Genomic DNA, 23,642 nt, shown 5'->3' on the forward strand with positions numbered 1-23,642 from the left:
GCCTTACGGACAATCCGTAAGGCCTTTTTTCATTCCGTGGAGATGGAGAGATTCGAACTCTCGTCCAAACGAGGAATTAATTTGCTTTCTACATGTTTATCTTCGCCTTCATTGTCGGGGAAGAGCAAGACCGAAGCCACCCACTCATCCCTTATCCTCTAAAGTTTCGCCTGAGACCCGAGGCTTATCTCAAACTATCTCCGATATTGCTGCACCACCTGATCGGAACGCTTCGGAGCCACAGCATCCGGGTGATGTCACGTCCCCGCAACTTTTGCAGGGATTAAGCTTGAATCTACTATACTTCGATTAAGCAGCGAGAGCGTAATTATTTTCGCCAGTTAATTGTTCGTTGTCTGAGATTTAAGTGCAAGCCAACCACGCACTACATGCTTACAAACCACTTCTACCCGCTGTCAAAACCGGTCATCCCCATGGTTTTATAACTGATTAAAAATCAAAAGAAAGCGAACACATTTTCCGTTATAGGTAACAAACTGGTAACAAAATCAAAGAACTTCATTCTTCAAATGATCGCTTTCTTTGGTACAAAGATAGGAATTATTCTCAATAATACAAAAGACACACATAAATCAACATATGATGCTAAGCGATTACGTAACTATAGCCTATACAATCAAACACCAAAAGAAAAACAAAGGGGGGTAAAGGACTCTCGCCGCCGTCCACAGGTACAAGGCCTCCCCCTAACAATCGAACCCCAGTTATCTACCACGCTCCATATTCTATGCATGCCGTACCCTTCTGGGGATCTATACGCATTGTGAAGAAGGTTCCATCTTCCGAAATCTCATTAAAGTAAAAACTACCATCCTCCGACATGCTCCAATGAGCCGGGGGATTCGTCTTCATCCACCAATAGAATCTCTCCGTTTCACGACCCGGTTCAAACTTAATATCTATCCGATCAATATAGTCCAAAGTGAACGACTTTTTTCCATAGGTGCGATCTATAACCTCGTACGCTGGCAATCCTACACCTACCTTGTATGAGATCTCCATACGGCTCCCATACGGCTTATTGACGATATCTGATACAAACGAGCAAACATATATTAAGCTAATAAGAGAGATAGGGGATAACAGCGCATAAGAACACCTTCTCCAACTCGCCCGCCGCCATTTCCGCTCAATCCACACGTACAAAGGCGGACAACATCCCCATGAGACCCAAGTAGCCAACCAAAGGCAAAAAGACTTAAATGTCCATCGCTCCGGCCTTGCCCAAAATAGAAGGATTATGAAAGCCAGTAACCCACCACCCCAAACTATCACACTAACTAATAAAAAAAACATCATAACGCCTCAAATTAAGAACTACTATTTTACCTTATTCATACTCCTTCTTTATAATTATCATAATCTCGTATCCAATCCAATTCTTTTGCACTCGAAGGTTCTGTATAAAATAGATCTATAACACTTACATTTCTATTTAGGGCAGCTATCCCTTATAATTAAATCACATGGTCATATAAAGTTCCATTTCTTTCCTATGGAGTTGTTGTTCGCATTGCCAACATGATACATTCCCCAACAAGTGCTATTTCCGCTAGTAAATAATGTCGAGTATTGTTCCACATCACACTATGTCCTGCAATTTCCGCCGTACGTAAGAAATTATTACGTACTCTCACGTCATTGAAATATGTTGCTGCCCCCACAGCGAATGCTGTTCCGGATGGACTGAGGTTGAACAGTACCGGGCCTGCATCAATGTCAAATCCCAACCAACACGAATAATCATGATATTCCCGTATACCAGACAATAAACCTGATTGCAAAAAATGGGATTTGAGCCTATGATATTGCTCTCTTGCAAATACTGAATCTATCTGCGTGAGGTATAGACAGTTTAATGCGGAGTACGAGCCTTTCACCGGGGCGGCTTTAAACGGTATACCATCCTCACTCAAAAATGAGACAAGTAGGCCTGTTTCTTTGTCAAGCCATTCAGATTTAGCCTTTCGTACCCATTTACGTACCGTAGAAATATATTTTCCCTTGTTTAATTTCGAGTAATTATTCAGTGCGACAATCGCAACAAGCATATCAGGGACATATATACATTCGCTTGGATATGTTGGTAAGTTTAGACTTTTACTTCGAAGAAGCCGACGATTCATAGTTCCGCAAAGATCATCAAACAAGTTATTATATTTATCATTTCCTCCGGCCATCTTATACTCGCTTATCATCCACGCAAGATGACTGATATATGAAATATGACTCCTGTCACCATCCAATGTTTCCAGAGGATCCTCGCCCCAACGCTCAGCATCATATTTTCTCAACTCAAAGGAAAGTACCATCTCAATAAGATTATCTATGTTCTCTAGATTCTCTGTTTTTGTTTCGGGATAAAGTTTCGACATATTGAATAAGGCTGCCGCCAGCATTGAACAAGAATACAACGCCCACTCACCTTGAAATTGTGTTCCAATTCCTTCTGGCATTTCACACAACAACGCACGTGGTGAAGTTACTACACGATCGATCAGGAAATCCCGACGTTGAATGAGTTCCCCCTTCTCATCCTCCCATGTACCATTATCAGTACACGACCAGTAAACCCATAATATTTTGACCAATATAAATGCAACCATCACCACTGCGATTTTAATTGATTTGTGTATCAAATCAATATTGTCTCGTATAATATCTACATATTTCTCAGGCTCAACCGTTTCACGCTTGGGTTGCAAGCACGAACAGGGCAAACTAATCTTATTTTGCCATTCATTGTCAAGATAATCCTCAAAACGGATGACGACCTTCAACAGATCATCGGATAAACGTCTCTGGCACTCTTTAATAATGTATTCAGAAATTGGATAAACACAAGCCGCTATTGCGCCAGCTATAGCACCTTGCGTATCAGCGTCACCACCGAGTGACACGGCATTTCTTATCGCATCTTCATAACTATCGGCTTCTAAAAATGCGATGATAGCCTCAGGCACGCTACCTTGGCAAGATACATCAAATTCATATCGGGGCCGAATCTCATTCAATGTACGGTTCATGTTATATTCGAACTGATTGGTAACAAAATCTCTTATGTGTACTTTTAATTCGTCTATTTCCCCAGTCCAATGTAGCGCAATGAATATACTTGCAGCTACAGCCTGCGCTCCCTTTATAGCTTCCGGATGATTGTGTGATACTGCGGCTGTTTGTTTCGCTAAGCGCAAGCATTCATCCAAAGTCTTAGCAACAAGACCTACCGCACTAACACGCATAGCGGAACCATTCCCCCATGAGTTATAGGGGGTTGGATCATTACATAACCAATTACAGAAAAGGCCACCGTAGCCAACAGCCGGATAACGGTTGCCAAATTCACACATAGTGTCTACAAGCGTGTATTCTGAGTGGGTGACATCCTCCATTAGCCATCGTGCGATAGCTAATGTCATCACCGTATCGTCTGTAAAACAGGCACCATACGGAAACAACTCGAAGTCTTTGCTCTTGACAGAACGAAACTCATACATCGAACCTATAATATCACCAGCAATCGCTCCATAGATAGTTCTGTAAGTATTTTTCATCATGGCTAACTTCTCTCTATACATAAATTCTTTAACACAAAGATTGCAAAAAAACTCGATTTATCATCGGTAACTTGTTTCATTTTCGACCTACCACCAAGGATCTTGTATGGCGAAAATCATTCCGACTCCAATTATCGAAGTCCCTCCATATCACATATATGCCTTATTCTCTCTAGGATCTATATCCATAAAGAAGTAAATTCCATCATCTAATTCTCATCGAATGGGAAATCACCATCTTCCGATATACTCCAATGAGCCGGGGGATTCGTCTTCATCCTTTGTTGGAACTCTCCGTTTCACAACCCGAATCAAACCTAATGTCAACCTCATCCGTATCCCCATTTCGGCCATGAGAATTTACAATCTTGTATGCTGCCCCTATCCCTACCTTGCTTGAAAGATCTCTTCGGTTATAGAAAGGCTTATTGACGCACTTACATACCAATGAACAGATATATACTAAGTAAATAAGAGAGATTAGAGATAACAGCGTATCAATCCCTATCCAGTCTCTATTAATAGCATTGAGATCTATTATCAGGCTATTAAGGCTATGGATGAAGCGATGCGGATCGAACGTACAGGCATCCACCAAGAAAAGAAAAGAGACTGGGGATAACAGCACAAATAGCACCCTTCTTAGACTAGCCTGCCGCCACTTCCGCTCAATCCACACGTACAATGGTGGAAAACAACACCACGAGACCAAAGAAACCAACCAAAGACAAAAAGACTTAAATGTCCATCGCTCCGGCCTTGTCTTGAATGCAAGGATCATAAAAAACGATAATTCAAAGATAATCAAACTTATACAAGCTAACACCAAAAACACCATAACGCCTTAAATTAGGAACAACTTATTTAATACCATAGTACACACTATCGAATAGAAGATCAAAAACCTCGTTTTTACCATATTCACGACCTTACTCCTTTCTTTTAATTAGTGTTATCTCGTATTCAGACCGTTTCTTTTGCCCTCTAAGGCACGATATAGGACAGATCTATAATACCCTTTATCAGTTGTCACCCCTTATTCACAAGGAATAGGCTTATGTTTCATATCCTCATCGCCAAGCACCACAATAGAAAACGGGGCTGGTGTCCCCGCCGCCGTCTTCCGCACTCACTCGCAGCCTCCTCCTTTGGTGCCGCCCCGATCCACGCCAAATAAAGCCATTCGTACCCCAAATACCCCCTAAAGATCATCCTTGAATATAGTAGGATTCAACTCAACCGGGGATCTCCACTCTATTCGATAGTCCTCCCATAAAAAACATTTCATCACTTGCCAATACTCGAAACATGAGACCGGGGTACGAAACCAGCTACCAGAATCAAATCTTTTATCAAAGAAGTAAGATCGTAGCTTTTCCTCCAACTCCTTCTCTATAGACAAATAGGCCTCAGATTCCTCAACCGGATCATGTATTAAACCCGTGATCCGAGGTTTACAATCCCAGCTACAAGAAGCACGATCAAAGCATTTACTTGTTTTCATACCAAACTAATATCCGTTATCAACTCTTTTTCTTCACCTGTTTTTATTACCACAAAATAAGTACAAATCCTCCGATTTACCTCGGCCTTATGTTACCACTCCCAATCCAATAATATAAGGCCATATACTAAAATCATGATATCTCCAACTCCCTTCAAAACAAATTACCTGTTGCCACACTCTCTGAGACCTTATTCAAATTGCAGATTTCAATAAGCGTGGCACCGTTCCGTTTTAGACTATAAAAATCATTTTCACTTAACAATATATAAAGCCACTGTCGGTTCATTCTATATTGGGCTCTCAGTTGATTAATCTTATTACACCATTCAAGAGTTGCCAATTGTTTTTGTCGGACATTTTTGTCGAAAATCTTGTCTTGCCCTTTCGTTTCTATAATATAGATGTGTTGTGATGTACATACCATAAAGTCCGGATGATAGGTGGCCAATAGACCGTCCTGCCGGATATAATGGATTGATGCGAAGCTATGTTGATTCTCATTTATTTTGATAAAGCAGTTCACTTCCGAGTCGGCATCCAAAAATTCAAGGAAAGCTTTCTCGAAACCTCCTTTATTGGAAGGGTAGCCCACTTTTTCATAGATAATCTTTTCCAAATCAAGTGAAAAACTTTCTCGTATACGTAGTGTAGGTATGGAAGAAAAATAAATCTTCTCAACTATTGCATCTGTTATATCTATCTGTTCTTGCATATAATAGATCGCCTTACTGATCTCTCTTACAATATGCTGGGTCGCGACTCCCTCATTGTGTAGTAAAATCTTCCAATTATAATTCTCGAACGGATTGAATGAACGTGAAAATAACTTGGTTCGGATATATCGGTCGATGACCCGTATGATTTCTTGCTGATTAATTTGCAATGTAGGTAGTTCCTTAGGCTTGCTCCTTCCTACCTTGTCGAAGCGTGTTGTGACGATGCGTAATACCTTTTGCAAGTATTCATTGTAACTTTGTGCATTGCATAAGTCTGCGTTTACCTCATATTTGCCGAATTGAGTACCGACTAAGACGTCATGCGAGATAAAGGATTCACCGGGTTTCGCCAAAATTTCTTTTAGTTGTTCATACGAAAAGTCTGTAAAAGGTGCGAGTCTGTTTATATCTATTTCTGAAGGATGTATCTCCTCCTCTTGCTCTTTGATAATAAGAGGCCAGAATAAATCATAGTCTTGATAATTGTCTTTTAACCCTACCTTTATAATATCACCGGTTACATTGGAGCCATCCGGCAAATCACCTTCGTCTATACCGGCAAGCTCTTCGTTCATCAAATCATTGTAGAAATCAAGAAAGGCCGGATGTTCAATGATGGAAAGCATATCGATATAAGATTTAGGCGCTTTCTTTTTAACCAATACTTGCAATCGGTTTTCCCTTTTTTCTTCTGAATATTCAGGCTCTCTCCACATCAAACGAAGACCACGCCCTACGGTTTGTTCCAACAAAATAGCGGATTGCGTAGATCGTAACGGTACGATGACACATATATTGTTGACATCGAAACCTTCCCGAAGCATCAACACGGAAACGATGACTTTGGGTGATTCATATTTATCGATATTGAACAATCGTTCTTTGACTTGCATCCAATCTTTTTCTTTTACTTCGCCTTTAGCGTTGCTGTCAATACGGAGAACATCCTTTTCGGCTAATCCCTCTTCTTTTAGGAATGATTCGACAAACGGGGTGACATTGGTATCCTCACAAATCACCATCATCTTCGGTCGTTTCTTAGAATCCAGCTTGATAAAACCTTCTTCAAGGATTTGTAATTTTCGTAATCCGGCACGAAGCATTAAACGTTGTCCGTCGCTCAATCCAATCACTTTTTTTCGTTCATCACGTAAAGCGTTATAATCCAGATTGGCAAGATCTGTCAATTCTTGTCGGCGATCCAACAACAAGGTCTTAACCAATCCGCTTTTCATCGCTTGGCTTAAATCAAAGTCGGATATAATATGCGGGAAATAACATTTCATCTTTTTCTTCCCGGAACCGACCGTATCGTAGGGTGTAGCTGAGAAGTCGATTTGGATGAAGTGACCTCCTTTGTTGTGGGCAATCTTATTCAATCCTTTTTGCCATTCAACCTCTTCTATTTCTCCTTGCTTTTTATTCTCATGGATATGATGGGCTTCGTCATTGATTACCATTAAGTCCGATAGTTCGGATAGATAGCCCAATTCGCTTCCTCGTAGATATTTCCTATCCAGTGCCTCTAAGACATTACCACCACTCAGCCCTGGCGTAATAGGCAATAAATCTCTTATAATAGATGGAGCGGAATCTGAGTCCATATTCTCTTTCTCTTCATCAGACAAGAACAGATGCCAGTTGGTTAAGGCGATCAGTCCGTTTCCGGTTATTTTTCGTCCGATTCCCTCTTCTTTGGTGACAACATTGTTTTGTATAAAAGAGAATACTTCGTCCCGATAAGCCAGAGGTATAAAAAGGTCTTTATGCAAATAAAGGTCATTCGTGAAAGGATCTCTTTCCGTGCAGTTCTCTTTCAGGCGTCCACAATAGGCATCCTTTAGCCGATCATAAACAATCAGGCCAGGAGCTACGATCAGGAAGTTTTGGGTGTAGCGTCCGCTTCGTTCTTCTTGTTCTTCATGTCGTCCGTTAAGGAGTTGCCATAAAAGTAAAGCGTGCATGACCCATGTCTTACCTGTTCCGGTTGCCATCTTTACGGCATATTTGGGAATACGATATTTTTCTTTAGCCAAATCACTTAGATTACATTCGGCTAATAGATCCGGCGCAACTTGCCGGTATATTTCTTCTACGGTTGTCACTTGTAAAACTTCATGCAGATAAATGATGTTTAGAATACTTTGTTTTTGTCCTTCATGAAAGTTCTTGGAGCGTTCTTCCGTATAAGGCCCCATGAACCAAAACTTCAGCAAATCTTGTGTTACCGGGGTAACGGCATCTAATAAACTGCCGTTTTCAAAGGCTGTTTTGACTTGTTCCGTTAACCGGCTTGCCAATTCCAAGGATATATCGTTTCTCATGTTGTGTGTCGTTTTTAAGAATGAATAGTCTCTGTTACCATGCTCTCAAAGCCGAATACATCGACCGCTTTCACGCAAACCGTCCGTTCCGCTTTTCGAGGAGTGATTAATGTAGCTGTATAGATACAATGAAGTGGATCGCTATCATTGTCCGTGTTTTCCCGATAGTCTTGCCATTGGCTGCGGAATGTGATGCCGTCGTAATCCGGATCGATGCTCCAATACTCGATCAAAGCCAGCGGATCTTTCTCCAATACCTGTTGCAATTTGGCTTTATCTTTATCATCCAACGGGATATTGTCGGGTGAAAGAAGCACATAATTATCCAATTCGATTGTTAGTTTGTCCTGTTCACCGTAATGCGGTTCTGTCTGAATAGGTTTTACCAATAGATATTGATAACTGCTGAAACGGACAGAGCCTTCCCTTATCAGTTTGTCATATCCTTTCTTGGAGAGTTTGTCCAACAGGTCTGGTGGAATCACCAAGACCTCAACATCCTCCTTGTATTGTTGGATAGCCGCAGAAATGTCAAAAGCAAAGTTCCAAGCTAATACGACCGCCTTGTTCCATCCACCTCCTAACAGGTTCTTTTTGGCTTCGTATGCTCGGCGGATTGTGGCGGCTCCGGTTACTTTATTAGGACTATCTACCAGTACCAAAGTCCGTCCGTTCTTGATATATCCCCAGTTCCGATCATTCAGCTGTTCTTGGGTGAAAGGGATGGCACCATACAGTTGCATGATGATCTGGCTCAAATCTCCAATACGTTTGTATTGTTTATTGTTTTGGAAAGCCTCTTTTTGATAATCGCCGATAGCTTGATAAAGGAATGGTTTTACCTCTTGGTCGATAAAGCGTTTACGCATCACCAAGGTTGCCGGTTTGCCAATATCCGTAGTAATCCAACGACGGCCTAAACGTTCGGCAACGGCAGCGGTTGTTCCACTTCCACCGAAGAAGTCGCAAACGAGATCACCTTCGTTGCTGCTGGCTTTGATGATACGTTCGAGGAGTTTAGCTGGTTTTTGAGTTGCATATCCTATATTTTCTGCCGATTGTAAAGATTTTAAATCAATCCATACATCTTTACATCTAACACCACTGGGATTTATGTATTGCTTTATTCTTGGTACTTTATCTTTTTCAACTCGTAATAAACCGTTTGATAACCATTTTAAAGCTGTTTCTTTAGGCATACAATATCCTCTACTTGGCATTTTTTCTCCAAATCCTAAATCATAAATGTATCCTCCTCCGCCAGGATTAGAGCAATCTCTCCATTGATAACGACCATTTTCATCTTGATATTTGTAAGGAGCTAATCCTCCTTCATCATAAGGTTGATAAACATCATTCCAGATTTTTTCAAAACCTTTACTGTAAAAATATAATGAATCATGAGATTTAATATATTTTTTATTTTTTGCGGATGTATCACCTGCTGTTGCTTGCCAAATCAATTCATTGATGAAATTTTCCTTTCCAAAAATATCATCCATTAAAACTTTCACATACGCTCCCACATGCCAATCAATATGTACATAAATACTTCCCTTATCCGAAAGTAACTCCCGCATCAATACTAATCTTGGATAAAGCATCTTCAAATAAGAAACCGTTCCATCCTGCCATGTATCCGAATAAGCAAATTGTTCAATTACCGTAGGCTTTTGCTCAATATCAACACCCGGCAAATTAATCTTTGTCCGATAATCCGCTTTGCTATCAAAAGGAGGATCAATGTAAATCAAATCCACCTTTCCCCGAAGCGAAGGTAATCCGGTCGTTTCATCTCCAGCTAACAGAGCTTGCATCACCAATAAGTTATCTCCATAGATGAGGCGATTTATCCATTCTTTGTTTATCACTTGTTCGTTTTTTCCTTTCCATAATCCGGAAGTGTCTTTGGCGGGAAGAACCAATTCATTTGTTTGTAATCCGATATGGGTGTTGCTACTCAAACGTTCTAAGATACGTTGCGCTTCTTGTCTTCCTTCTTTTACGATTTTAGGAAGTTCTTCTATAAGAGATGTTGTTGGCATAAGTCTGTTTTTTAGTGTTATTATGATTCAAATTCTTCGTCACTTGTTTTTACTTTACCTGTGTACTCAACATAAACAAATTTCCCTTCTATTGAAATCTTTTTTATTAACTCAAAAGAACGTTTCAAATAGTAGTAATCTGGATTGAAAGTATATTCATTAAATTGTTCATTATATGTATATTTATCTGTTCCAAATTTGAATTCTGCGCAATCGCTTGATCCAGACATATAAACTCTGTTTTCATATTTACATAATTCTTTTATGAAAGGAATTAATTCATCTTTAACTATATAGTAGAAAGAATTATCATCTATCTTTTTTTCGTGCACTACATTTTCTGCACTCCAAAATTTCTTCCCTAAATAGATGCGTTTTATATTCTCTGAAGTATAATATAATTTTCTCTTACTAATATCTGTATATTTTTCATCCATATTAGGATGGAGTTTGGGAATACCTAAAAAAGGATAGGAAGTTACAATCAATCTCCATTCATTTTCATAATTCCATACCTTATTCTTTTGTGTCGCATTATGTAAATTAATTTCGTGTATGTCAGGATGTTTACTGCAACTAATTCCAGTCGGATGTTCTTTATAGCATATAGATTTAAAGAAGATATTTTTTAACACTGGTATATTTAATGGATGATTTGCAATATCTCTTAATAAAAGAGATGTATTAAATTCTATTACGTATCCAGTTTCATTTGTATAATGCGACCACATTAGTTCGTTAAATCTATCAGTTGTTAAAGAAACAATACCACCAAAGCAAAAATAGCTATCACAAATAGCCTTTTGTAATAACTCACGATTTTTATCTATTTCTGGATATAGTTGATTAAAGTACTTCCCTTCCACAATTAAAGGTGCTTGCTCTATGGTTTGTCGTTTAATTTCATAGTATAATTCATCAGAAACATTCCTCATATCTATAGAATATGATTTTCCATCCATTAAATCATTTAAATGGAATGGATGACTTGCGAATAGATAATGTTCAATGAAGGCTTCTTTACTATATTGAGTGCAAGGATTATATTTTAAAATAGTTTGAGGGTGGTTTGACTCAATGAATATTTTCATATGTAATTTATTTGTTTCCCTGTCCCCCTCCGGAATGATTAACAAACAAAAAGCGTGGGAACCGTACCTTGCTGCCCGTTCCACGCTCTAAAGGCTCTCGCATTGCCCTGTCAGTCGAAACGAGCAACGCCGAAAGCCCCACGCCGATGTGAATATATACGATACACCCATTTCCCTTGCGGATACACCAATGGCTATACAAGGTACAATGAGGGCTATATATAATACACCCTGAGGACATCCACCGTTGCTTTGTTTTTGACTGACATTTCTGAATTTGCGAGATTCTTAGAACGTCAAAACCAAAGCGTAAAGTAAACGCCTTTTCTAATTTATGTCAGTTCCCGCACCACCCTAATCGGCGTGGTGCTATTGAGAACTATACAAAAATACAATTTAATTGAACAAATAGGTAACGTTTTCGGAAAAAGTTTTAATATTGTTTATACCTCCAATGACAATTTTATCACAGCCATTCACGGCGCATTTTAGAAAAAGACAAAACTCAGAAACAGAATTATATAACCTAAAACGGACTTAAAACATCAACAGATACTATCAATAGTTATCTACCTAAGAGTATTAGATAGGTACTTTATTGATAGTGATCGTATTAAAAATGAGAGAGGCGAAAGATACCACCTCCTCGGAAATATCCCCCACCTCTCTAAATTTATTTGATATACCCCCCAATAAAGGGTTATTTTCTAAATAATACATTGAGTTATTTACAGAGCAACCGTTCAATCTTATACTTAAGCGGAAATAGATCTGTTTGAATGGTTCCCCACACAATCTCATCCCGAATCTGATAATACCCATGCACCAACACATGGCGCATGCCTATGACCTCATTCCATGCGATCTCTTGATGTTCCTCCCGAAATTCCTTTGTAATCAAATAAGCAGCCTCCCCTACAATCTCCAAATTCTTGATGACAGCAAAACGCAATATCTTGTTTCTGGAATACTCCTCAAAAGTCACATCTGTCGTGAACTCAATGACATTATTTATCGCCTCCAGCATATGCCGTAGACGTGTATCGTCTTTAGGCTTCTCTCTCATATACCAATATTTTATCCCGATCTACAGAAGAAACGGCGAAATCCTTCAATTGTCCTTCCTCCACCAAATCAACCTTACGATGCAACAATTGGCTTAGAGCTTCCACCATACCCGCATACTTGAATAATGTAATACGAGCTTGGGAGTCAAAACGAACCAGAATATCAATATCGCTATCCTTCGTCTCCTCTCCACGTGAACAGGAACCAAACACCCATGCTTTCTCTATTGGTTGCAAAGAGAAAAAGCCTCTTAGCTTATTAATTATCTGTTGTTTCATCTTTTAGTGATTACCTCACGCAAATATAACGAACATTTTCTAAATTCCGTTTTATCGTGATTCTTTTTTGGAAAATCATTTACAGAACAATATCCTCTAAAAACAAAAGAAGCGAGAGATACCACCTCCTCGGAAATATCCCCCACCTCTCTAAATTTATTTGACAGATCCCCGACAAGGGTATTATTTCCTACATTTTATTAGGAAAAACCTAAGCCTAGATACGTTGTAAGCCTCAAATATGGGCAAAACAATGATATTTAATCAAATCTCTTTAACTTCAAAAATGACCTGAATTTCACATCAAATTCTTCTATCTCTGGGCCAACGTCTTTTCCTTGAGAAGAGAAACAACACTTCTTGATCTTTTCTATAATAGACTTGCAGGCTCTTTGCGCCAATTCTCCATCACGTACACGAGCCTTAAATCCAGACCTCAACGGATCAAATCCATTACGATTAACATAATCACATAAGGCACAATCTTTCAAAATCTTTATCCCATTTATCTTATCAAGCGGTAAAGACTCTTTACTCACCTTGACTTTGGAATAACAAGATAAGAACCGATCCAGCAAATCATTCCAAAAGCTAGGATCATATAACATTGACGCAGTAACCGATCCCCCAAAGCACCTCCTAACTTTCTTTATCCGAAACTCGCATCGAGCTATATTCTTATTATTACTCCCCTGTTCCTTTCCTTTATCGTAAAACAAAAGTTCTTTCTCTGCTGTTTGAAACGTAATTCCTGTAGAATATGAATGACACCTAAAATAAGGTAAATCTAACATCCGATTGAAATATTCTATTGGAGACCGCTGTAACTCCAAATCCATTGCTAAATCCAGTCTAGTCACAATGACCTTATCCATAGGGATGTTTAAATCCTCTCCTATCCTCTCAATGGCTTTCCGTACGTCCTCTAAAGGGAAATCGTGCATGTTGATACCGTAGTAATATTTACATAAGCTACAAGCATTGATTTTTAGAATATGAGTATTTACATACACATTATACCCCTTATATTTCCCACGTACATAAGGGAGGCCATCATTACCAATACAATCACTTCTATTCATCAAATATGGCGACACTTCCGCTAACAAATCTATTTCTGGAACATCTTTCTGATTAAGAACAAAGTCAACCGTATCATATAACATATGACCATGTACCATATCATGCAACATACTACTATATTCAGTACATGAATCATGTCCTTTCTCACACCTTGATAGATTGACATAGATTTTAGAAGCTATCTCATCTTTCATACTCTCCCCCTTCCTTTTTTATTCATTACAACATGATTTATGGCGGCTTGCTCTATCTCTTCTACCGAATCAACACGATTTCGTTTAAGCCACTCCTCAATCTCCGAGCGATCAAAATAGACTTGCTTTCCAGATGGTTTGTAATGAGGTATCTGATGACTATATGTAAGCTTGTATATATGACTCTTACTTAAGCCAGTAAGAGTTGCTACATCATCAACAGTTAGTACTGTCTTTGTCGCAAGTAGAGTATTACACTCTATTCTTTTTAAGATATTTTTAATCGACTCCATTTTTTTTATTTTTAATTATCATATCTTAATGCTGAATGTAGGTAGATTCAGCATATTCACATATTGTCAATATGTACCTACTCAGTATTGACACAACAAAGATCATATTAAAAAACAAATAAAAAGGGTGATAATAAAAAGTATCACCCAAAATCATCTACTATCACCTAAAGAATGTCACTTCTCTTTTAACCAAGATGCAAATTTTTTTTCTATATCTTCAATATCATCTTCCTTACTGACAGCAGTAGTTAAGCTTCTATATTTCAAAAATTCATCACCATATAAAAATATTTCACTTGCCTTTTTCCACCTATTTCGCTCTGACTTCCAAAACACATCTATAAGAACATGTAATTCCTTCAATGAAGCTAACCATTCAATATAAAAGCGCTCAGGCACATTATCGACATTCCCAAATAAATAAAGAAACGTATCTAAACTTGTATTACTATTAATATAATTTTCCTCTTTCAAATGAAGCCAGATAGCTTTTAATTTATCATCGTCATATTTTTTCGTAAACCGACTTTTGCAATTTTCCAAATATCTATCAATCTTCCCCGAAATTAAATCATTAAAATACCGCATGCTTTCTACTATATCTAAATCTAATTTTTTATCGGTTGAATCATCCCATCTGGCAGCCCCCGTTGTAGCATATCTTTCTTCTCTTTCTTTTATATAATCAATATCAAATGCTATTTTTAATCGTGTGCTTGTTACTTCCATCACTTCCACGATTGCTTTCTTCAATAATAGAGCTCTTTTATATAACAAAGTATTAGTATTCATTCCTCGAACCTTTCTACAAGAGCTATCATATTGATATAACAAATCATCAAGAATAAGAGAAATGTATATCCATCTATCTTTTGGTGTCATACCAGATAACAAGATAATAGTTTCTAATTTTCGACCTTCACTATAAATACTTCTCTCTAATTTATTTAGTGTTATTAACTCATTAATAGGATCACCAGATAATGAGTTATTCATGCTTATAATATTTTCAAATGGTCTTTCTTGTATACCCATATCGTATGATTAGTTTAAGATACTTATTATTCTATTTACTAAGGATCAATCAAATACGCCGTCTTGCTTATGAACAGCAGCCTTTTTATTTGCGTCAATAACTTTTGCATAAATTTGAGTTGTACTAATCTTAGTATGTCCTAATAGCTTACTAACTGTCTCTATCGGTACACCCAAACTAAGATTCAACGTTGCTGCAGTATGCCGAGCTACGTGGAAAGTGACATTCTTTGTTATACCAGCCAAGGTACACCAATGTTTTAGTTTCCGGTTTGAATTATCATTTTTAGGCAATTTAAAGATTTTCTCATCACCAGAGCCAATTCTTTCCGGTAGCCATTTCAAAGCTTCTTTACTTATAGGAAAGTCCTCACAACGTTTCGTCTTAGTCACACGAATCCGAAGGATAATGGCACCTTCATTATCTTCATACAAATCATTCCAGACCAACTTCTTCACATCACTGTAACGAAGCCCAACTAAACAGCAAAAGATAAAAGCGCATTTCAACATATCATCTTCACATGGTGTATTCATCAACCTCTTTATTTCCTCAATTGTTAAAAATTCCCTTTGCCCATCCTCCGACTTAGGTTTATCCGTGTTATCTATCTTATCAAGAGGATTAATCGCCATTATATCAGCTTGCATCGCTTTACGAATTACCCAAGCAAATTTTTTGTATAGATTATGTTGAGTATTCTGTGAAAGAACTTCATATTTTGATTTCTTTTCACTATTCTCATAGTTAAAATTCATTGCAGTACGAAGATAAGCAATGAACCCTTTAACAAACTCTGTATTTACCTTTGTAAAGGTAATTTTATCACCAGCATAAGCCTCTAAATGCTTAGCAAGTGAATGAAGCGTATAATAATAACTTCGCTTGTTACCCGATTTTGCTAGTTGTTCATCTGCCAAGTGTAAGACAAATTGAATAAGATTCATCTTTGATCTGGTAGTATTTGTTTTAAAGCCATGTTCGTTATTTTGCAACTCTACGATCCGTTTAGCCTTGATCGCATTAGCTAACTCTAACGTTTTACGGTTCGCTTCCTTATCTGCTTTTGATTTTTCCGGAATAAGATAGAGTTTGAGAAACTCGTACACACGATCACCGTCTTTGTATAGATCCAGGTAGATCGATTCATTCCCGTTAGCCAGTTTCTTTGTACGAATACGTACCGGCTCTTTAACTTTGACTTGCTTTGCCATATCGTTACTTTATTTGTTACCCACCGTAAAGATAAGTAACATTTCCGTTCACGGGTAACAAACGAGTAACAAAAGTAACAAAAAAAAGAGCTAAACAAAGGAAAACACGTTGTTCCTATTTAGCTCTTATATTACTTATAAAACACTAATATTTAGTATTTTATTTAACTTTTGCTTTACTCTTATTTTCTTTGATTTTTCGGATAGGTCTTTCAAAACCGGTCATCCCCATGGTTTTGTAATATTTCTTTTGGCAAAGATACATATAATTTCGAATTTAGCAAAGCCCCATAACTGATTCCTTCCGATTAGGATTATTTTAATGTAAACGAAGCTGTTTTCACCTCTTTACTATTTCCACCGATCATTACCTGAAACTCACCCGGCTCAGCGACATAATCTAAGGTTGAATCGTAGAATTTCAACATATCCACATCAATATCAAAGGTTACTTTCTTGCTTTCTCCCGCTTTTAACGCAACTCGCTTGAATCCTTTCAATTCTTGGACCGGAGGGGTTATGCTGCGTACGATATCACGTAAATAAAGCTGTACGATTTCCTCTCCATCCTGAGCCCCGGTATTGGTAACAATCACGGATGCTTGAATTTTTCCATTTGCATCCATTGAATTCATATTCAAAGATACATCGCCATACGTATAAGTCGTATAGCTCAAGCCGTAACCAAATGGATAAAGAGGCTCATTCAACACATCTATATAATTGGAGACATAACGAGTGTACCAAGCATCGGGAGACATAGGGCGTCCTGTCATCTTATGATTATAATAGATCGGACATTGGCCTGTTACACGAGGAAAAGACATGGTTAACTTCCCTGTCGGAGAAACCTTTCCGGTCAAGACATCGGCAATAGCCGCTCCTGCTTCCGTACCACCGAACCATACGTTCAAGATCGCATTCACCTGCTTTTCCTCGGATTGTAATGCCAAAGGTCTTCCAGTAAAAAGTACCATTACGATCGGCTTTCCTGTTTTCTGGATAGCATCCAGTAATTTTTTCTGCGTTTGCGGCATTTCAAGGATGGCTCTACTAGCGCCTTCTCCACTCATATCTATCGATTCACCCAAAGCAGCGATAATCACATCAGCGCCTTCCACCACTTTTAGAGCCTCGGCGATTAATTGTTCATCGCTTCTATCATCCCGGGTTGAACGATTTTGATCCGTAAAGTTCGCTTCATAAACGGGATCATCGACTAGATTGCTGCCTTTTGCAAAAACAACCTCTACTCCATTTCCCAAAGATTCCTGTAAATCCTCTACCAATCCATGATAAGATTTAGTCTGCTCATCATATTTCCACGATCCAGCCATATTCGCCTTGCTATCCGCTAAAGGACCGACTACAGCGACCTTACGACATCCTTTAATTGGAAGCAGATTATTGTCATTTTTAAGTAACACGAAAGACTCCGCCGCTATACGACGGGCCGCAGATACATTATTTACCGACAAGAACTCTTTGGCGGCTCTTTTCGGATTACAATATTTATATGGATCATGGAACAATCCCAATTGGTATTTTGCGATTAGTATTCTCCGGCAAGCAGAGTCAATCTCAGCCTCTGTTATTTTCCCATCTTCCAATGATTTCTTTAATACGGCATGATAACAGTCCGCTATCATATCCATATCGACACCCGCCTTTAGCGCCTTGACTCCGACTTCCTGACTATTACCTATTCCATGGTTTACCATCTCCGCTATTGCCGTAAAATCAGACACGACAAAGCCGTTAAATCCCCATTGTTTACGCAACACGTCATTAAGAAGCCAAGTATTTCCGGTCGCGGGGATACTTTCAAATTCGTTGAATGAAGTCATGATACTTCCTACTCCTGCTTCTACAGCAGCCTGATAAGGACGCATGTAATAATTCATGGCAGTCACACGGCTCATATCTACCGTATTATAATCCCGACCAGCCTCGGCCGCTCCATAAAGCGCATAATGCTTTACACATGCCATAAGAGTCGTATCAGCCGATAAATCATTGCCTTGATAACCACGCACCCATGCTTGAGCCATTATACCTCCAAGAAACGGATCCTCGCCCGCTCCTTCCTTTACTCGTCCCCACCGGGCATCATGAGATATATCGACCATCGGGCTATATGTCCAACAGATACCATCAGCACCAACTTCCTTTGCGGAAATTCGAGCGACCTCTTCTATATTCTCCGGTTTCCAACTACACGAAAGACCTAGAGGAATGGGAAAAACGGTTTTATAACCATTACAAATATCAGCGCCAACAATTATAGGAATCCCCAATCGACTTTCTTTAACCGCGACTTCTTGTAACTGCCGGATCGCATCGACACCGAATATATTAAATATACCACCAACCTCTCCTCGTACAATACGACTGGCTATCTCACTCTTTTTAGGATTTGGCATTACGTTTCCATAACTAGGAAGATTCAATTGGCCGATTTTCTCATCAACGGTCATTCGACTCATCAGACCATTTATAAATTCATCCACACTTTTCTGTTCAATCTCAGCTCTTGTAATTCTCTCACTTTTTTCTCTCGCTATCGAACAAACAGGCACTATACATGCCATTGAAATAAATAAAACTGAACTTTTAAGGAATTTCATAACTTAGCTTTTTTACTTCAAAAAAAGCCCGAATAACAGAAAACAGCAATAAACTCACTACTTCAAAGATACGATATGCTATAGAACACACTTTTCTACACTACGTTTTTACTACGTTTACCATCAATAATAAACTAGTAATAAATAAATTGCGCAATCGATTTAAGAATCTACTCCGCAAGTCTCCAGAAAATATATCTGGAGTTCTATTCGATCAGACCGATCTCACGAAACCAATCTTCAGCCCGATCCGGCCATTCATTTACAGACACTCCCGTATCTCGTAACCCATATCCATGGCCACCTTGACTATATAAATGCATCCATGCCGGAACACCAGCTTCCTTTAAGGCATAATAATAGAAAATACTACTGTTGATATAAGATTTATCATCTTCCGCTTGAATTAACATGGTTGGAGGTGTGGCAGATGAAACCTTTAACTCTGGTGCCAATTGGAAATTCTCTCCATCTAAATAAGCAGGATAAACCAATAAACAATAGTCCGGACGACAACTTACTTTATCCGTAGCATCAATAGCCGGATAAGTACGTTTCAAAAAATTATTGCTAACCATGGCAGCTAAATGGCCACCAGCCGAGAATCCCATCACACCGATTCGCTTTGGATCTATATTCAAGTTCTCAGCGTTCGCTCGAACATAACCAATCGCACGCTGTACATCTTGCAAAGGAGCTTCGTGTTTTTCCAGTCCTTCCCGTCTTGGAACCCGGTATTTAAGTAAGACCGCAGTTATTCCAAGATTATTAAGCCATTCACAGACTTCATCACCTTCCAAATCATAAGCTAAAATATTGTAACCACCACCGGGACAGACAATCATAGCGGCACCCGAGGCCACTTCATCCGGAGCATGATATATAGTAATCGTTGGCTCACTCACATTCGTAATACGCAAAACACTCTCACCACCGGTTTTTCCACCATCCGTATCAGCTTTCTCTATTAATTTAATAGTTTCTCCCGGCGCCCCTTTTGGGAATAATAAAATCGGATTTTCTTGTGCCATAGACGTATTGATTAAACAAACCCCAATCAATAAAGGGAATATCCACTTCTTAACCATACAACACATTATTAAGTTATAGGGAGCGAATATATACATCTTATTTTATTTATCCAATCAGAATCGAATAAATAAAAACAGAAAAAGGAGTCACCCCTTACGGACTGACTCCTCTCCATCGGCTATCGCCTTGCTTCAAGACGGCGGCTACCTACTCTTCCACTGTTACGCAGTACCATCGGCGTGACGAGGCTTAACTTCTCTGTTCGGAATGGGAAGAGGTGGATCCCTCGTGCTATAGCCACCTTAATATCATTATCAAGATTTTGACCGGACATCAATCCGAAGAGACCAGCTTCGCCTTATCGTCTTAAAATATATCAACCTTCACGTGAGGAAAGTCCCGGGCTATTAGTACCACTCGGCTCGGACGTCGCCGCCCTTACACCTGTGGCCTATCAAGGTCATCGTCTATAACCACCCTTCAGGGAGATCTAATCTTGAGGCCGGCTTCGTACTTAGATGCTTTCAGCACTTATCCGATCCGTACTTAGATACCCGGCGGTGCCCCTGGCGGGACAACCGGTAAACCAGTGGTACGTCCAACACGGTCCTCTCGTACTAGTGTCAGAGCCCCTCAAATCTCCTGCGCCCACGATAGATAGAGACCGAACTGTCTCACGACGTTCTGAACCCAGCTCGCGTGCCACTTTAATGGGCGAACAGCCCAACCCTTGGGACCTTCTCCAGCCCCAGGATGTGACGAGCCGACATCGAGGTGCCAAACCATTCCGTCGATATGAGCTCTTGGGAATGATCAGCCTGTTATCCCCGGAGTACCTTTTATCCTTTGAGCGATGGCCCTTCCATGCGGAACCACCGGATCACTATGCTCTAGTTTCCTACCTGATCGAGTTGTATCTCTCCCAGTCAAGCGCCCTTATGCCATTACACTCTGCGACCGGTTACCAATCGGTCTGAGGGCACCTTTAGAAGCCTCCGTTACGCTTTTGGAGGCGACCACCCCAGTCAAACTACCCACCATACAGTGTCCTCCTGCCTAGGAGTTAGAACTCAAACAACCGAAGGGCCGTATTTCAACGGCGGCTCCAAGGATACTGGCGTACCCCCTTCAAAGCCTCCGGCCTATCCTACACATCGTCTGCCCAAATTCAATGTAAAGCTATAGTAAAGGTTCACGGGGTCTTTTCGTCCCATCGCGGGTAATCGGCATCTTCACCGATACTACAATTTCACCGAGCTCACGGTTGAGACAGTGTCCAGATCATTACACCATTCGTGCAGGTCGGAACTTACCCGACAAGGAATTTCGCTACCTTAGGACCGTTATAGTTACGGCCGCCGTTTACTGGGGCTTCAATTCAACGCTTCTCTTGCGATGACATCTCCTCTTAACCTTCCAGCACCGGGCAGGTGTCAGGCTGTATACATCATGTTTCCATTTAGCACAGCCATGTGTTTTTGTTAAACAGTTGCCTGGACCTATTCTCTGCGCCTCGCCTTACGACGAGGACCCTTTATCCCGAAGTTACAGGGTCAATTTGCCTAGTTCCTTAACCGTGAATCACTCGAGCGCCTCAGTATTCTCAACCCGACCACGTGTGTCCGTTTACGGTACGGGTGCCGCATGGATAAGTTTAGCGGATTTTCTTGGGAGCATGGTTACGTCCATATTACCTCGTACAAGTACTCGGTATACTGTCAGGTTCGACTCTCCCCGCGGATTTGCCTACGGGAATCAATATCTACACCCTTCAACCGGCTATTCCGTCAGCCGGCAGGACTGTCACTTCTCCGTCTCCACGTCACTCCATGAGGCAGTATGGGAATATTAACCCATTCTTCCATCGGCGTCGCCGTTCGGCTTAGCCTTAGGTCCCGACTCACCCTGATCCGATTAGCGTTGATCAGGAAACCTTGGTCTTTCGGCGGGGGGGTTTCTCGCCCCCCTTATCGTTACTCATACCTACATTTGCTTTTCCATGCGCTCCAACAAGGGTCGTCCCTCATCTTCGACGCCGCATGGAATGCTCCCCTACCATGTCTTACGACATCCACGGCTTCGGCAGATCGTTTATGCCCGATTATTATCCACGCCAGATCGCTCGACTAGTGAGCTGTTACGCACTCTTTAAATGAATGGCTGCTTCCAAGCCAACATCCTAGCTGTCTCTGCGATCCGACCTCGTTAGTTCAACTCAACGATCATTTGGGGGCCTTAGCCGGTGGTCTGGATTCTTCTCCTCTCGGACACGGACCTTAGCACCCGCGCCCTCACTCCCTTTAAATATATATCGCGCATTCGGAGTTTATCTGGACTTGATAGGCGGTGAAGCCCTCGCATCCAATCAGTCGCTCTACCTCACGATATACTATAAAGAGGCTGCACCTAAATGCATTTCGGGGAGTACGAGCTATCTCCGAGTTTGATTAGCCTTTCACCCCTACCCTCAGCTCATTGGAAAGCTTTTCAACGCTTACCCATCCGGTCCTCCAGTTGGTGTTACCCAACCTTCAACCTGGCCAAGGGTAGATCACTCGGTTTCGCGTCTACCCCCCCCGACTGGCCGCCCTATTCAGACTCGCTTTCGCTTCGGCTCCGTACCTTAGGTACTTAACCTTGCCGGGGAAGGTAACTCGTAGGTTCATTATGCAAAAGGCACGCCGTCACATATTGCTATGCTCCGACCGCTTGTAGGCAGACGGGTTCAGGGTCTATTTCACTCCCCTGCTCGGGGTTCTTTTCACCTTTCCCTCACGGTACTGGTTCGCTATCGGTCTCTCGGGAGTATTTAGCCTTACGGGATGGGCCCCGCAGTTTCACGCAAGATTTCTCGTGCCCCGCGCTACTCAGGATACCACTAGGCTTCGGCAGGGAGTCATGTACCGGGCTTTCACCGTCTATGGCGCGCTTTTCCAAGCGCTTCCATTTCCCTGCTTTCTTGCCACGTCGTGGTCCTACAACCCCCGTGTCGCCTAGACGACATGGGTTTGGGCTCTTCCGTGTTCGCTCGCCACTACTTACGGAATCATTGTTTATTTTCTCCTCCTATGGGTACTTAGATGTTTCAGTTCCCCACGTTCGCCTCCCTTACGGGATGGCAGGCCTTCAGCCTGCCGGGTTGCCCCATTCGGATATCCCGGGATCAAGGGCTATTTGCGCCTCCCCCGGGCTTTTCGCAGCTTATCACGTCCTTCGTCGCCTCCGAGAGCCAAGGCATCCACCGTCTGCCCTTGCTTACTTTCTCTCACCTCGTACATACGTACGGGTTGATATATCTTAAGCTCGCTCTACTTGTTTCTTCTTTTTGATGTCCAATATGTCAAAGATCCTCTTTCCCTCGCGGGATGCGTGGAGAATAACGGATTCGAACCGTTGACCCTCTGCGTGCAAGGCAGATGCTCTAGCCAGCTGAGCTAATCCCCCTCATTCGGAGTAGTCCCAGGCAGAGTTGAACTGCCGACCTCTACATTATCAGTGTAGCGCTCTAACCAACTGAGCTATAGGACTGTCAACCTTGCCAAGACTTACGTCC

15 protein-coding genes, 2 tRNA genes, 2 rRNA genes and 1 other RNA gene are annotated in these 23,642 nt (G+C 40.7%); all 20 read right to left on the minus strand.

What is annotated here, in order from left to right; genetic code table 11:
• Positions 1-34: 34 nt before the first annotated feature.
• Positions 35-434: a transfer-messenger RNA gene (ssrA, locus tag ACYIA1_RS08910) on the minus strand.
• A 295-nt stretch (positions 435-729) separates the two neighbouring features.
• A complete protein-coding gene (locus ACYIA1_RS08915; RefSeq protein ID WP_229099613.1) occupies positions 730-1,023 on the minus strand; it encodes a hypothetical protein in 294 nt (97 codons plus the stop codon).
• Positions 1,024-1,514: 491 nt separating this feature from the next.
• Positions 1,515-3,599 (minus strand): ADP-ribosylglycohydrolase family protein, encoded by a 2,085-nt coding sequence (locus tag ACYIA1_RS08920; RefSeq protein WP_036633037.1) that lies wholly within the window; start codon positions 3,597-3,599, stop codon positions 1,515-1,517.
• 253 nt (positions 3,600-3,852) lie between these two features.
• Positions 3,853-4,416, minus strand: a complete 564-nt coding sequence (locus tag ACYIA1_RS08925; protein ID WP_080707180.1) for a hypothetical protein — start codon at positions 4,414-4,416, stop codon at positions 3,853-3,855.
• A 363-nt stretch (positions 4,417-4,779) separates the two neighbouring features.
• Positions 4,780-5,082 (minus strand): hypothetical protein, encoded by a 303-nt coding sequence (locus tag ACYIA1_RS08930; protein ID WP_196041618.1) that lies wholly within the window; start codon positions 5,080-5,082, stop codon positions 4,780-4,782.
• A 154-nt stretch (positions 5,083-5,236) separates the two neighbouring features.
• Positions 5,237-8,125 (minus strand): DEAD/DEAH box helicase family protein, encoded by a 2,889-nt coding sequence (locus ACYIA1_RS08935; RefSeq protein WP_036633032.1) that lies wholly within the window; start codon positions 8,123-8,125, stop codon positions 5,237-5,239.
• Positions 8,126-8,139: 14 nt separating this feature from the next.
• Positions 8,140-10,170 (minus strand): site-specific DNA-methyltransferase, encoded by a 2,031-nt coding sequence (locus tag ACYIA1_RS08940; RefSeq protein WP_036633030.1) that lies wholly within the window; start codon positions 10,168-10,170, stop codon positions 8,140-8,142.
• A 20-nt stretch (positions 10,171-10,190) separates the two neighbouring features.
• Entirely contained in the window at positions 10,191-11,261 is a 1,071-nt protein-coding gene (locus ACYIA1_RS08945) for a DUF2971 domain-containing protein (protein WP_036633029.1), read from the minus strand.
• 724 nt (positions 11,262-11,985) lie between these two features.
• On the minus strand, positions 11,986-12,327 hold the full coding sequence (locus tag ACYIA1_RS08950; protein WP_196041616.1) for a HepT-like ribonuclease domain-containing protein: 342 nt from the start codon (positions 12,325-12,327) through the stop codon (positions 11,986-11,988).
• A complete protein-coding gene (locus tag ACYIA1_RS08955) occupies positions 12,311-12,607 on the minus strand; it encodes a nucleotidyltransferase family protein (RefSeq protein WP_036633026.1) in 297 nt (98 codons plus the stop codon). The genes ACYIA1_RS08950 and ACYIA1_RS08955 overlap by 17 nt, the downstream gene beginning before the upstream one ends.
• Before the next feature lie 260 nt (positions 12,608-12,867).
• Positions 12,868-13,884, minus strand: a complete 1,017-nt coding sequence (locus tag ACYIA1_RS08960; RefSeq protein ID WP_005865083.1) for a hypothetical protein — start codon at positions 13,882-13,884, stop codon at positions 12,868-12,870.
• Entirely contained in the window at positions 13,881-14,177 is a 297-nt protein-coding gene (locus tag ACYIA1_RS08965) for a helix-turn-helix transcriptional regulator (RefSeq protein ID WP_005865081.1), read from the minus strand. The genes ACYIA1_RS08960 and ACYIA1_RS08965 overlap by 4 nt, the downstream gene beginning before the upstream one ends.
• Positions 14,178-14,354: 177 nt before the next feature.
• Entirely contained in the window at positions 14,355-15,215 is an 861-nt protein-coding gene (locus ACYIA1_RS08970) for a hypothetical protein (RefSeq protein WP_036633024.1), read from the minus strand.
• A 45-nt stretch (positions 15,216-15,260) separates the two neighbouring features.
• Positions 15,261-16,430: a site-specific integrase gene (locus ACYIA1_RS08975; RefSeq protein ID WP_036633021.1), complete on the minus strand. Its 1,170-nt coding sequence runs from the start codon at positions 16,428-16,430 to the stop codon at positions 15,261-15,263.
• 314 nt (positions 16,431-16,744) lie between these two features.
• The gene (gene bglX / locus ACYIA1_RS08980) at positions 16,745-19,057 is read right to left on the minus strand and encodes a beta-glucosidase BglX (protein WP_480335068.1); all 2,313 of its coding nucleotides are present in this window, start codon (positions 19,055-19,057) and stop codon (positions 16,745-16,747) included.
• Between the two features lie 206 nt (positions 19,058-19,263).
• The gene (locus ACYIA1_RS08985; RefSeq protein ID WP_480335070.1) at positions 19,264-20,145 is read right to left on the minus strand and encodes an alpha/beta hydrolase; all 882 of its coding nucleotides are present in this window, start codon (positions 20,143-20,145) and stop codon (positions 19,264-19,266) included.
• 138 nt (positions 20,146-20,283) lie between these two features.
• Positions 20,284-20,394, minus strand: a 5S ribosomal RNA gene (gene rrf, locus ACYIA1_RS08990).
• Positions 20,395-20,477: 83 nt separating this feature from the next.
• Positions 20,478-23,354, minus strand: a 23S ribosomal RNA gene (locus ACYIA1_RS08995).
• 105 nt (positions 23,355-23,459) lie between these two features.
• A tRNA-Ala gene (locus ACYIA1_RS09000) sits at positions 23,460-23,533 on the minus strand.
• Between the two features lie 10 nt (positions 23,534-23,543).
• Positions 23,544-23,617 (minus strand) — tRNA-Ile (locus ACYIA1_RS09005).
• Positions 23,618-23,642 lie beyond the last annotated feature (25 nt).

The sequence above is a fragment of the Parabacteroides sp. KHUB-02 genome, from assembly GCF_056640955.1.